At 60.6% G+C, this 13667-nt stretch carries 9 protein-coding genes; 7 read left to right on the top strand and 2 right to left on the bottom strand.

Annotation, left to right across the window (positions count from 1 at the left end):
* Nucleotides 1–631: 631 nt before the first annotated feature.
* Nucleotides 632–901, bottom strand: a complete 270-nt coding sequence (locus L9Z73_RS14660; protein WP_247402121.1) for a DUF2790 domain-containing protein — start codon at nucleotides 899–901, stop codon at nucleotides 632–634.
* Between the two features lie 394 nt (nucleotides 902–1295).
* Between L9Z73_RS14660 and acs the strand changes: the two genes are divergently transcribed.
* The 7 genes from acs to argR all read left to right on the top strand — a co-directional run bounded on the left by acs (nucleotide 1296) and on the right by argR (nucleotide 9202).
* On the top strand, nucleotides 1296–3251 hold the full coding sequence (gene acs / locus L9Z73_RS14665) for an acetate--CoA ligase (RefSeq protein WP_247402122.1): 1956 nt from the start codon (nucleotides 1296–1298) through the stop codon (nucleotides 3249–3251).
* Nucleotides 3252–3818: 567 nt separating this feature from the next.
* Nucleotides 3819–4604: an ABC transporter substrate-binding protein gene (locus L9Z73_RS14670; protein ID WP_247402124.1), complete on the top strand. Its 786-nt coding sequence runs from the start codon at nucleotides 3819–3821 to the stop codon at nucleotides 4602–4604.
* Nucleotides 4605–4695: 91 nt separating this feature from the next.
* Nucleotides 4696–5385, top strand: coding sequence for an ABC transporter permease (locus L9Z73_RS14675; protein ID WP_010566615.1), 690 nt, complete (start codon nucleotides 4696–4698; stop codon nucleotides 5383–5385).
* Nucleotides 5382–6080, top strand: a complete 699-nt coding sequence (locus L9Z73_RS14680; RefSeq protein WP_247402126.1) for an ABC transporter permease — start codon at nucleotides 5382–5384, stop codon at nucleotides 6078–6080. Before L9Z73_RS14675 ends, L9Z73_RS14680 begins: the two co-directional genes overlap by 4 nt.
* 1 nt (nucleotide 6081) lies before the next feature.
* Nucleotides 6082–7194 (top strand): succinylglutamate desuccinylase/aspartoacylase family protein, encoded by a 1113-nt coding sequence (locus tag L9Z73_RS14685; protein ID WP_247402129.1) that lies wholly within the window; start codon nucleotides 6082–6084, stop codon nucleotides 7192–7194.
* Between the two features lie 27 nt (nucleotides 7195–7221).
* Nucleotides 7222–7986, top strand: a complete 765-nt coding sequence (locus L9Z73_RS14690; protein ID WP_247402131.1) for an ABC transporter ATP-binding protein — start codon at nucleotides 7222–7224, stop codon at nucleotides 7984–7986.
* Between the two features lie 235 nt (nucleotides 7987–8221).
* The gene (gene argR / locus L9Z73_RS14695) at nucleotides 8222–9202 is read left to right on the top strand and encodes a transcriptional regulator ArgR (protein ID WP_247402133.1); all 981 of its coding nucleotides are present in this window, start codon (nucleotides 8222–8224) and stop codon (nucleotides 9200–9202) included.
* A 26-nt stretch (nucleotides 9203–9228) separates the two neighbouring features.
* On the opposite strand, the gene L9Z73_RS14700 is transcribed toward argR, so the two are convergent.
* A partial coding sequence (locus L9Z73_RS14700; RefSeq protein ID WP_247402135.1) for a DUF6543 domain-containing protein occupies nucleotides 9229–13667 on the bottom strand: 4439 nt, incomplete at its 5' end.

Here is a 13667-nt window from a genome sequence, read left to right on the forward strand (position 1 = left end):
CGGCACCGTCGAGGCGGTCCATGTTGGCTTCGGTGGCGTGGCCGGCGTTGGCGCCTTTGGTGGCTACTTCGCCGTCTTCTTCTTTGTCGAATTCGTCCCAGCTCAGCATGACGTGTCGTCTCCTGCGTGAGGGCTCAAAGGTGCCCGTGTGAAACCGGATGGTTGGGGGTTCACACGGCCCTCGGGCCGCGGTGGATCTTAAGGAATCGTTTGTTGCAACAGCTAGCGCAGGCATTAAACGCAATTGGGTAACGGGTGCTCTGCGTGAGGCTGAGGGGCGGAGCGATAGATGCATGCTCCTGCGGAGGCCTCAGGTCTGGCTCTTCATCCCCATGTAAAGGGATATTGCAGGCCCGATTTACCCGCGCATTATAGGGAAAAAATCGGCTTTGTGTTGCTGCGCATGCGCTTGGACCGTAGACAAAAAGCCTGGTATTTGAGCCAGCGTGAGGGTTTACAGGGGTTTGGTGCAGGAGGATTTTTTTGACGGACGGTGGGCTATTTATAACGAGGGGCAAACGAGGGGGTTTTGAGAGGAGGGAAGGTGTGGTGGGTGTGAGGCCGGTTCTTGGCCGCAAGAGCAATTTCTTGCGGCAAATAAGATCACCGTCAGTGTGAGCTAACGAAGTTGTTACCCGTTAGAGCAACCGTTACCCATCACGTGATAGTTAAGAATGTGGCGCTGACCTTTGGAATCTTCATATTCCATTTTTGCCGGGACTACTTCACATACATCTGGAATGCTGCTCATGGACACTACTTTGGCGATGTCCAAGTGAGTGCTGTAGGTATAGTCCTCAACAATCGGGGCTTTCTGGCCGGCTACGTCAGTCGGGGCTTCCTCGGCCAGAGCGGCGGTGGCGCACAAGCTGCTGAGGGCCATAACTAATAAAGCTTTCATTTCTCTATTTACCTTCTTCAGGGCGAAAGGGGCCACGGGGCCTTTTGGAGGCCACGTGTGTAACTTAGGGTTGTTTAGTTCGGATTAACGTGCCTTCGTGGGGGCTGTTACGGTGTTAATCAGGTTGCCTTGTTGGCGAAATCGATTTTAGGCCTGCGGGTTATATTCATATACCCGTGCTTTTGATAAACACTATTGGTGGTTTTTGTAACAATCCCTCGCTGAAGGTTTTTTACGTGCCCGCCAGGCGTTGCAGGCTGCGGGCCAGAGGGGTAAAAGGGATATCAGGGCAATTTGTAGGGTCTTGTTACTACCATCGTCGAATGGTTCTATAGGCTCACCCCGGCTACAACTGGGGTCATACAAAAACAACTATATCACCGAGGTAAGAAAGATGAGTGCGGCTTCCCTGTACCCCGTTCGCCCCGAAACAGTAGCCAATACGCTGACTGACGAGGCGACCTACAAGGCCATGTACCAGCAGTCGGTGGTCAATCCCGATGGTTTCTGGCGTGAGCAAGCCAAGCGTCTGGACTGGATCAAACCTTTCACCACGGTGAAGCAGACATCTTTCGACGATCACCATGTCGACATCAAGTGGTTTGCCGATGGCACCCTGAACGTTTCCTACAACTGCCTGGACCGTCACCTCGCCGAGCGCGGCGACCAGGCGGCGATCATCTGGGAGGGCGATGACCCTGCCGAAAGCCGCACCATCACCTATCGCGAGCTGCACGAACAAGTCTGCAAACTCGCCAACGCCTTGCGTGGCCAGGACATACACCGCGGCGACGTGGTGACTATTTATATGCCGATGATCCCCGAAGCTGCGGTCGCCATGCTGGCCTGTGCCCGCATCGGTGCGATCCACTCGGTGGTGTTTGGCGGTTTCTCGCCGGAGGCCTTGGCTGGTCGCATCATCGACTGTAAGTCGAAAGTGGTGATCACCGCCGACGAAGGTGTACGCGCCGGTAAGAAGATTCCATTGAAGGCCAACGTCGACGACGCTCTGACCAACCCGGAAACCAACAGCGTCCAGAAAGTCATCGTGTGCAAGCGCACCGGTGGCAGCATCAAGTGGAACCAGCATCGCGACATCTGGTACGAAGACCTGATGAAAGTGGCGGGCACCGTGTGCGCGCCGAAAGAGATGGGCGCCGAAGAAGCGCTGTTCATCCTTTATACCTCCGGCTCCACCGGCAAGCCTAAAGGCGTGCAGCACACCACTGGCGGCTACTTGCTGTACGCGGCCCTGACCCATGAGCGCGTATTCGACTACCGCCCGGGCGAAATCTTCTGGTGTACCGCCGACGTCGGCTGGATCACCGGCCACACCTATATCGTCTACGGGCCACTGGCCAATGGCGCGACCACGCTGATGTTCGAAGGCGTGCCTAACTACCCGGACATCACTCGGGTGGGCAAGATCGTCGACAAGCACAAGGTCAATGTTCTCTACACCGCGCCGACGGCGATCCGCGCGATGATGGCTTCCGGCACCGCCGCCTGCGAAGGCGTTGATGGCAGCAGCTTGCGCCTACTGGGTTCGGTGGGTGAGCCGATCAACCCGGAAGCGTGGGACTGGTACTACAAGAACGTCGGACAATCCCGTTGCCCGATCGTCGATACCTGGTGGCAGACCGAGACCGGTGCCACCCTGATGAGCCCGCTGCCGGGTGCCCATGCGCTCAAGCCGGGTTCGGCGGCACGGCCGTTCTTCGGCGTGGTGCCAGCGTTGGTGGACAACCTGGGCAACATCATCGAAGGCGCTGCCGAAGGCAACCTGGTGATTCTCGATTCGTGGCCAGGCCAGGCCCGTACCCTGTACGGCGACCATGACCGTTTCGTCGATACCTACTTTAAGACCTTCCGTGGCATGTACTTCACCGGTGACGGCGCCCGTCGCGATGAGGATGGCTACTGGTGGATCACCGGTCGTGTGGATGACGTGTTGAACGTGTCCGGCCACCGCATGGGCACCGCCGAGATCGAAAGTGCCATGGTCGCCCACCCTAAAGTCGCGGAAGCGGCGGTGGTGGGTGTGCCGCACGACATCAAGGGCCAGGGCATCTATGTCTATGTCACCCTGAAAAACGGCGAAGAGCCGACCGAAGCGCTGCGTCTGGAGCTGAAGAACTGGGTGCGTAAGGAAATCGGACCGATTGCTTCGCCGGATGTGATCCAGTGGGCACCGGGCTTGCCGAAGACGCGGTCGGGGAAAATCATGCGGCGGATTCTGCGCAAGATTGCCACGGCTGAGTACGATGGCTTGGGCGATATCTCCACCCTGGCCGACCCAAGTGTGGTGGCGCATTTGATTGAAACGCACAAGACCATGAACGTCGCCTAAGGCGGGTTGGTGGGACAGAGCCCCATTCGGCGTGAGCCGGGTGGGGCTTTTTTGTGGTCTCTCAAAACCACTGAAGATCCCACATGGACCTGCATAACCCCAGGCCAATAAATATCGACTTCTCCGTCAGGACGTTTCTGAATGTTACCGTGCGGCGCAAATGTGTAACCCTTCGCCCTAACATGAGGCAAAGTGCTACGGGCTTGCCCCGAAAAGCCGTGTTTTAGACACCCCGGGACATTAGATTAAACGCCAGACTTGCCGTGCTAGAAGGGTTTGCGAATAATAGGCCCGCTATTTGCAGTATCAACAGGTTTAATGTCTTTTGTCTCTGCATAAAAAACAGGGGCTGTCAATGTGCTGGAACTGCTTTCTCAGTGCTTCTGTAAATTGTTGTCGCATTGAGGAAATATCGGCTTCCGGCCTGTCGTTAGAATGCCCATCACTCGCTCGTCGTCGCCGCTGTTGAATCGGCGTAGGACGCAGCACCGCTATTCGGTTTCACTCAGTCGCATCGTGGGCCATGGCTCATACTGCTGTTTTGCCCTATACCGATGGAGTCCCAAGATGAAGAAACTCGTGCTGTTGGGCGCCCTGGCGCTGTCCGTGCTGTCCATGCAGGCTTTCGCTGAAGGCAAGCCTCTGAAAATTGGTATCGAAGCGGCTTACCCTCCGTTTGCCTCGAAGGCGCCGGATGGCAGTATCGTCGGTTTTGACTACGACATCGGCAACGCCCTGTGCGAAGAGATGAAGGTCAAGTGTACTTGGGTCGAGCAAGAGTTCGACGGCCTGATCCCCGCGCTGAAAGTGCGCAAGATCGACGCGATCCTGTCGTCCATGTCCATCACTGACGACCGCAAGAAGTCTGTGGACTTCACCAACCGCTACTACCTGACCCCGGCGCGCCTGGTGTTGAAGGAAGGCACGACTGTCAGCGACAGCCTGGATGAGTTGAAAGGCAAGAAGATCGGCGTGCAGCGCGGTTCGATCCACGACCGTTTTGCCAAGGAAGTACTGGCGCCTAAAGGTGCCACGGTTGTTCCTTACAGCTCGCAGAACGAAATCTACCTGGACGTGGAAGCCGGTCGCCTCGACGGCACCGTGGCTGACGCCACCCTGTTGCAGGAAGGTTTCCTCGATACGCCTGCCGGTAAAGGCTACGCGTTCACCGGCCCAGCCTTTACCGATAGCAAATACTTCGGCGATGGCATCGGTATCGCGGTACGTAAAGGCGACAAGGAAAATCTGGACCGCATCAACGCTGCGATCACTGCGATCCGTGCCAACGGCAAGTACAAGGCAATCCAGGACAAGTACTTCAACTTCGATATTTACGGCCCAGACGCCAAGTAAATCGTCGCAGCGGTCTGTCCAGAATGGCGCAAGCAACAGAATTCCTGAGGTTTGCGCCATTTTTTCATCCCCCTTTTCGAGGACCTGAATCATGTTGAAAGGCTACGGGGCCGTCATCCTCGATGGCGCATGGTTGACGCTTCAGCTCGCCTTGTCGTCCATGGCCTTGGCCATTGTTCTGGGTCTGATCGGGGTCGCGTTACGCCTGTCGCCGGTGCGCTGGTTGGCGTGGCTGGGTGACTTGTACTCCACGGTGATCCGTGGGATTCCCGACCTGGTGCTGATCCTGCTGATTTTCTACGGTGGTCAGGACCTGCTGAACCGCGTCGCGCCGATGCTTGGCTATGACGACTATATCGACTTGAACCCCTTGGCCGCCGGTATCGGCACCCTGGGTTTCATCTTTGGTGCCTACCTTTCGGAAACCTTCCGTGGCGCCTTCATGGCCATCCCCAAGGGCCAGGCTGAAGCCGGCCTGGCGTATGGCATGAGCCCTTTTCAGGTGTTTTTCCGGGTGATGGTGCCGCAGATGATTCGGCTGGCGATCCCCGGTTTCACCAACAACTGGCTGGTACTGACCAAGGCCACCGCGCTGATTTCGGTGGTGGGCCTGCAAGACATGATGTTCAAGGCCAAGCAGGCGGCAGATGCCACCCGCGAGCCTTTTACCTTCTTCCTCGCAGTGGCGGCGATGTACCTGGTGATTACCAGCGTGTCGTTGCTGGCCTTGCGTCATCTTGAGAAGCGCTACTCGGTAGGCGTAAGGGCGGCTGATCTATGATCTTCGACTACAACGTCATCTGGGAGGCCATGCCGCTGTACCTTGGCGGCTTGCTGACCACCCTGAAATTGCTGGCCATGTCGCTGTTTTTCGGCTTGCTCGCCGCGTTGCCGCTGGGCTTGATGCGTGTGTCCAAGCAGCCGGTCGTCAACGGTATCGCCTGGCTCTACACCTATGTGATCCGCGGCACGCCGATGCTGGTGCAGCTGTTCCTGATCTACTACGGCCTGGCCCAGTTCCAAGCGGTGCGCGAGAGCTTCCTGTGGCCGCTGTTGTCCAGCGCCACGTTCTGCGCGTGCCTGGCCTTTGCGATCAACACCAGCGCCTACACCGCCGAGATCATTGCCGGGAGCCTCAAGGCCACCCCCCATGGCGAGATCGAAGCGGCCAAGGCCATGGGCATGTCGCGCTACAAGCTGTACCGCCGCATCCTGCTGCCGTCGGCCCTGCGCCGCGCGCTGCCGCAGTACAGCAACGAAGTGATCATGATGCTGCAGACCACGAGCCTTGCGTCCATCGTCACCCTGATCGACATCACCGGCGCCGCGCGCACGGTGAACGCCCAGTACTATTTGCCGTTCGAAGCCTATATCACCGCCGGCGCGTTCTACCTGTGCCTGACCTTTATCCTGGTGCGCTTGTTCAAGTTGGCCGAGCGCCGCTGGCTGAGCTACCTGGCTCCACGGAAGCACTGATATGGAACGTATCGATCACCTGTTGCCGTGGGGCCACCTGGGCTGCGAGCGCCAACTGAGCGTGTTCCGTTTCGGCAGCGGCGAGCGCAAGGCCTACATCCAGGCCAGCCTGCACGCCGATGAACTGCCGGGGATGCGTGCCGCGTGGGAGCTGAAAAAGCGCCTGACCGAACTGGAACAGCAAGGCGCCCTCAACGGCGTGATCGAGCTGGTGCCGGTGGCCAACCCGATGGGCCTGGGCCAACTGCTGCAAGGCAGCCACCAGGGGCGTTTCGAGATTGGCAGCGGCAAGAATTTCAACCGTGATTTCGTCGAGTTGAGCGAGCCGGTGATCGCGCAGTTGCACGGCAAGCTCGGGGACGACCCCCATGCCAACGTGCGCGTGATCCGCCAGGCGATGCGCGCTACGCTTGACGCGTTGCCCGCGCCGGCCAGCCAGTTGCAAGGCATGCAACGGGTGCTGTTGAGCCACGCCTGCAGCGCAGACATCGTCCTCGACCTGCATTGCGACGCCGAAGCTGCGCTGCACATGTACGCACTGCCCCAGCATTGGCCGCAGTGGCGTTCGCTGTCGGCGCATTTGAATGTGAAAGTTGGCCTGCTGGCGGAAGACTCCGGCGGCAGCTCGTTCGATGAAGCCTGCTCGCTGCCCTGGCTGCGTGTGTCGCGGGCGTTCCCCGAGGCGCAGATTCCGCTGGCGTGCCTGGCGACCACCCTGGAACTGGGCGGTCAGGCTGATACCGGCCGCGATGAAGCAATCTTCCACGCCGAAGGCATCCTCGCGTTCCTCGCCGAGCAGGGCCTGATTAACGGTGAGTGGCCGGCGCCACAGTACGAACCCTGCGACGGTGTGCCCTTCGAAGGCACCGAGTTGCTGTTTGCGCCGCATGCCGGTGTGATCAGTTACCTGCGTAAAGCCGGTGACTGGGTGGACGCCGGCGAACCGATTTTTGAAGTGATTGACCCTCTGGAAGACCGCGTGAGCATCATCCGCGCCGGCACTTCGGGGGTGTTGTTTGCCGTTGAACGGCTACGTTATGCCCAAGCGGGTTTCTGGCTGGCCAAGGTGGCGGGGCGCGAAGCGCTGCGTCACGGGCGCTTGCTCAACGACTGACCACCTGTTTTTGTGAGAACCGACCGCATGTACAAACTTGAAGTCCAAGACCTGCATAAACGCTATGGCAGTCATGAAGTGCTCAAAGGCGTGTCCCTGGCCGCTTCGGCCGGTGATGTGATCAGCATCATCGGTTCCAGTGGTTCGGGCAAAAGTACCTTTTTGCGCTGCATCAACCTGCTGGAGCAACCCCACGCTGGCAAGATCCTGCTCAATAACGAAGAGCTGAAACTGGTGGCCAACAAGGACGGCGCCCTGCGGGCCGCCGACCCGAAACAGCTGCAACGCATGCGTTCGCGCCTGTCCATGGTGTTCCAGCATTTCAACCTGTGGTCGCACATGACTGCACTGGAAAACGTGATGGAAGCCCCAGTGCATGTGCTGGGCATGTCGAAAAAAGACGCACGGGAAAAGGCCGAGCACTACCTGGCCAAAGTCGGCGTAGGCCATCGTAAGGACGCGTTCCCTGGCCATATGTCCGGTGGCGAGCAACAGCGCGTGGCGATTGCCCGAGCGCTGGCGATGGAGCCGGAGGTGATGCTGTTCGACGAACCCACTTCGGCGCTGGACCCGGAGTTGGTCGGCGAAGTGCTCAAGGTCATGCAGGACCTGGCGCAGGAAGGCCGCACCATGGTGGTGGTGACTCACGAAATGGGCTTTGCCCGTGAAGTGTCCAACCAACTGGTGTTCCTGCACAAAGGCATCGTCGAAGAGCGCGGCAACCCGCGCGAAGTGCTGGTCAATCCCCAGTCCGAGCGCCTTCAGCAGTTCCTCTCCGGTAGCTTGAAGTAGCCACTCCTTGTGAGCGCTGCTTTATGTGGGAGGGGCGGTGCGACGATTCGACTTGCCCCCGATAGCTGAGTGTCAGTCAGCACATCTGATTCTGATACAGCGCCATCGGGAGCAAGTCGAATCGTCGCACCGCCCCTCCCACATTGGATGTTCATCGTTTTTGAGATTTGTGTTCATTTACGGGCTAGCATTGGCCCACGGCTTCTTTCACTGTTTTTGCTTCGGATAGCCCTCCATGACTGCCCATCGAATTGGTTTCCTGATTTGGCCCAGCACAAAAGCACTGACGCTTGCGCTGGCTGAGGAGGCCTTGCGCGTTGCTCAGCGGGTGCATCCGGAGGTGGTCTACGAACTGTCGTTTCTGCAGGCCGAGCCGCAGACCGAAGGCGCCTGGCAACTGCCGGGCGGGCCATGGACCGGCAAGCTGGAAGGCTTCCAGAAGCTGTTCCTGGTGGCCGACGAACCGCCCACCGTGATCGCTTCCCAGCTCAGCGCCGCGCTCAAGCAACTGGTGCGCGCCGGTTGCGTGGTCGGTGGCTTGTCGGCTGGTGTCTACCCGCTGGCTCAGCTCGGTTTGCTCGACGGCTACCGCGCCGCCGTCCATTGGCGCTGGCAGGACGATTTCGCCGAGCGTTTCCCCAAGGTCATCGCCACCAGCCATTTGTTCGACTGGGACCGCGATCGCCTGACCGCGTGTGGCGGCATGTCGGTACTCGACCTGTTGCTGGCGGTGTTGGCCCGTGATCACGGCGCCGAGCTGGCCGGTGCGGTGTCCGAAGAACTGGTGGTGGAGCGCATCCGCGAAGGCGGCGAACGCCAGCGCATCCCCCTGCAAAACCGCCTGGGGTCCAGCCATCCGAAGCTGACCCAGGCCGTTCTGTTGATGGAAGCCAACATCGAAGAGCCGCTGACCACCGACGAAATCGCCCAGCACGTCTGCGTGTCGCGACGACAACTGGAGCGCATCTTCAAGCAGTACCTCAATCGCGTCCCCAGCCAGTATTACCTGGAACTGCGCCTGAACAAGGCCCGCCAGATGCTGATGCAAACCAGCAAGTCGATCATCCAGATCGGCCTGTCCTGCGGCTTCTCCTCGGGGCCGCATTTCTCCAGCGCCTACCGCAATTTCTTTGGCGCCACCCCTCGCGAAGACCGCAACCAGCGGCGCAGCAGCAGCCCGTTCGAGTTGTCGTCGGTGCCGTCCGAGCGCGGCTGAGTGCCGACTGAGTGCCGGCTGGCGCGTTATTCCTCCATCGGCTCGGTTGAGTCGGACCTGACCAGCGCAGTGCCGGTTGAATCCACCCGGGCTTCATCGACTGCCAGGTCGTTACCGGTTTGCAGGTAGTACTGGCGCAAGGCGTTGAGGCTTTGCGCCGACCAGGGGTTACCGCTGAAGTCCGATACCTCGTCGAGCGGCGCGGCCATTTCCAGAAGGTCGGTGGGCAATCCTTCGATCAGGTTGTCACTCACGTCCAGGGTGTGCAGTTCAGGCAGGCCAAACACGCCGCGAGGCATTTCGCGCAGGGCGGTGTCGGGCAGGTACAGCGACTCCAGTTCGCTCAGGCGACTGACGTCCGGTGACAGTCCCAGCGGGTTCTCGCTCAAATCCAGATAAACCAGGCTCTTCATCTCGGCCAATGCGCTGATGCTCTGCGGCGTCAATTGCACAGCGGACTCGGTCAGGCTCAGGGTGCTCAGCTCGGTCAGGCTGAACACGCTGTGTGGCACAGCGCCAAGGTGGTGCTTGGAGAGCATCAGCCTGCGCAGTTTCGGGAAGCACCTGAGTAACCCATCAACCCCTGTAATGCTGCCTTCGCCATCGATTTCGAGGGACGACACGTGGTCAAACTGCGCGCTCAGTTCCGGCAGGTCGCCCAGGATATTGGTTTCAAACACCAGCTTATGGGTGGGTTCGAGGCTGTCGTGGTCGTCGTCCAGTTCGGTTTCGCGGCGCCAGGCGTCTTCCAGATAGGTTTTGAACGCCAGGCGGTGGAGCTGATCCTGCGCGCGTGTTTGTTCATCCAGTGGCACATCCAGGATCGGGTGGCGAGTGGGTACATCCTGCATCCACAGTCGCAGGTCTTCGCGCAGTGTTTCGTATTGGTCTTCCAGGCGCTTGAGGGCCGGCTCTGCCGCGTCCAGGTCACCCGGCAATTCAAAGAAAAAGCGATTGGCTTCGCCGTCGGTGAAGGTGGGGTACAGCGCTTTGATCCGGTCTCGCAGGGCGGTCGGTGCGTCGGCTTGGAAATGCCCGCCGATGCGCTGGCTGTAGCGCTTTATCTGCGTCAGCGCCGCCCGAGACAGCGGGTTGCGCGAGAGGTCGAAGGCGTCGGTGACGGTGCTGGATAAACGGAACGCGCCGGTGGGGATCTCGCTGATCAGGTTGTTGCTCAGGTTCACGCGCTTGCGCTCGACGGCGGTCAACAGGCTGTCGGGGATAGCCTCCAGGCTGGTGGCTTCTAGGTTGACGCTGACAAGTCTGGGCAATGCGCCGAAGTCCGGGAGCCGCGCCAGTGGGTTGTGGCTCAGGTCTAATTGTTCCAAGTGGTCCAGCGTCGCCAGAGCAGCGGCGCTCTCGGCGGACAGCGTGACGCGGCAATGGGGCAGGCGCAGGGATAGCAGTTGTGGCAAGTCGAATACCGAACCGGGGATATCACCCAGCCCATACTGCTCGATAGACAGTTGGCTCAGCGTCGGGAACCCTCTGAAAAACAGGCTCGATTGCAGTGGGAAGGGGTCGCCCACGCCGAGCAGACGCAATGAAGAAACATGCCTGAAGACGCTGTTGATGGCGGGGAATTCTCCAGTAAACGCGGAGGGGTTTTCCAGGCTGTACGTGGGAATGGCCTGGGGATGGCGTTCATCCAGCGGACTCTCCCGGCGCCAGCAAGCCTGGAGCGAGCGTTTGAACGCTTGGCGTCGCACTTGCTCCTCGGGCGCAGCGGCCTGGCGCGCCCAGGTTTCGAGCCCGGCAGACAGCTCTGCATAGTCAACTTCCAGTCGGGCCAATTCGATCTGGCCCATTTCCAGGTTGCCCGGCAGGCCAAAGATGAAGCGGTTGACTTCGTTCACGCTGAAGTCCGGGAACAGTGTATTGACGCGCTGGATGTCGACATTTGATGCGTCGATGTCCCAATAGCGGCCTGTGCGCTGGAAGTAGGCTTTCACCTGCTCAAGGCTCGGTCGTGACAGGGGGTTGCCGGACAGGTCAAGGGTGTGGCGGGCGTCTGCGGGCAGCTCAAACAGCGCGCTCGGTAACTGTGTGATCCGGTTGTAAGACAGGGCCGCCAGTTCCAGTGCCGGTCGGCTGAGCAGGCCATCGGGCAGCGTGGAAATGCCGGTGTGGGAAAGGTCCAGGTATTGCAACTCAGGCATCCTGGCAACGCTGGGCGTGAGCCCCAGCGGATTGTTGAACAGGTCCAGGGCGCGCAGCCTGCTCATGGACGTCAGGGCGCTTAGATGCTCGGGCGTCAGGGTGATATGGCAGTCGCTGAGAATCAATGCGTTGAGATGAGGCAGGCTGCTGACGACCGGCGGCAGATGGCCCAGTTGGGCATGGCTGATGCTCAGGTAACGCAGCCTGGGAAAACTGCGCAAGAACGCCTCGACATTCAATGCGCGCCGGTCGCCGAGCAGTTCCAGGTAGGAGATGTGTTCGAAGTTGGCGCGCAGCGCCGGCAACTCTCCGTGGAGTGGGTAGGGCAGCCGGAGTTTCTGACCATTGCGGGCGGGTGGGTCGAAGTAGTGGTCGGCCTCGGTTTCTCGGCGCCAGCAACGCATGAGTTCACGCGAGAAGAGGTGGCGATTTTGCCTCACATCGAGGTACTCCTGACGGCTCATGTTCACCTCGCTATCCGGGTAGCGCCTTGGCGTGCCGGCTTCCCAGGCGGCCACGTCCTCACCGAGCTGCAGGTACTCCTGGCGCAGCGCGGTGAGGATCGGCAAGGCGCCGCCCGGACGGCTGCCGAGGTCTTGCAGCAGTTCACCGATTTGCGCATCGGTATGGGCAGGAAACAGCTCGCGGGCCAACCCGTGCAAATCGGGCTCGGCCGCCGGGGCTGCAGGCGCCGGGGCATAGTTGTCCATGCCCAGCAAACGTAGGTGCGTGCGCGTGTCGGTGGGCGCGCGGGCCGCTTGGGCGGTGATCAGCGGGCGCGCGGCGTGGCGTTCCAGTGCGTGGCTGCGCAGTGCCTGGCGCAGGGCGGGGCCTTGGCCGATGCGCAGGCCCAGGGCATCGCGCTCGGCATCGGGCAGCGCCTGGAGGATGGCACTGTACAGGTCGGTTGGCGCCGACAGCGGGCCACGGCTGTCTTGCGGGGTGTAACGACCGTCGGCGGAGCGCACCAGCACACGCTTGATGCGCGCCTTCGGTTTGCCGATCGCATCAATCAGGCCGTCGTCGGCATCTCTGATCTCGAGGCGCAGCTTTTTCCGCGCCCATCCCGGCAGACGCTCCAGGGAATGCAGGGCCAGTCGATGGGTGTCCGGCGTGTCCGTCGAGTTCAGGTATAGCCCTTCGTAGGCCTGGGTGATGCGGGCTTCGTCGCGCAGGGTTTGAGCCAACGGGTGCAGGCGTGGCGGGACTGTTCCTTGGTCGACTTCCTGCAGTTCCAGGCTGTTGGCGCTGTCCAGTACGGCATCGGCGGCGCTGAGGGGTAGGCCGGGCGTGTGCTCGCGCATGACCTGCTGCCGAGGGTTGGTGGGGCTGTCGAGCCTTTGATAGCGCGCATCGAACAGTTCGCGCCGATGTGCCTGGGCCAGGCCCGCCAGTTTTTTCCTGAGTTTGAGCGCCTGGTTGTGCAGGGAGGTGACCGGGTCGCCGAAGGCTTCCCCGAGCAAGGTCTTGCGTTGCGCCTTGTCGAGGCTTTCCAGCAGGGCCTTCAGCAAGTCGCCGTTGCTGAGTTGGGCGTCGTGCAGTTGCACCACGCTGGCGTTGGTTTCGCCGGGCAGCTCCCACAGGGTTCGGCCCCGAGCGTCCAAAAAGCGCAACGTCTTGGTTTTTGGCCACAGGCCCAGGTTGGCGAGTAGGTGCAGTTGGGGCTGCCCATCGGCCCGTGCATAGATCGCCGGGTCGTCGCTGTTCATTTGATCGATGAAGTCCTGCAGCGTCTGGTCGATCTTGAACCGTTGCAGCGTATCGGTCAGCAGCGGCGGCGGTGTGTGGCGGTTGAGGTACAGGCTGCGTAGCGCGCCGTCGTCGGTGGCGCTGATGCGCTGCGCCGTCGTCAACTGATCGTTACTGAGGCCTTGGGTGTGAGGGCCCTGGCGTTTCATCAGGGTCAGGCTGTCCCAGCTCAGCGGGTTGTCCAGTTCGGTCAGCCAGGCGCCTTTGCCGTTGCTCCTCAGGGGCGGGCGGTAGGCGTTGGTGCGCGTGGGATGCTGCAGGTAGGGCTGTTGCGTGACGGGATCGGTCTGGACCACGAACGGTTGGTCCGCGAGCTTGAGGATCTGCGTGCCATTGTGGGCATGCAGGCCCTCCGCGTTTGGGTAGGCATGCGGCGCCAGTTGCAGGTCGTGGGCATAGGGCGTCAGGTCGGGTTTCCACAGGCGGGTCTTGCCCAGGCAGCCGACGGTGGAGCCTGCCAGATCGTCCTGGGCCAGGTCCGACGCCGCACCGGCAAGAAACAACGGGCAATCCAGGGTCAACGCCAGGCGATTCAAGCGCCCGATCAGCGCCTGAT

It is taken from the genome of Pseudomonas emilianonis, assembly GCF_023072625.1.
Taxonomy (GTDB): Bacteria; Pseudomonadota; Gammaproteobacteria; order Pseudomonadales; family Pseudomonadaceae; genus Aquipseudomonas; species Aquipseudomonas paraveronii.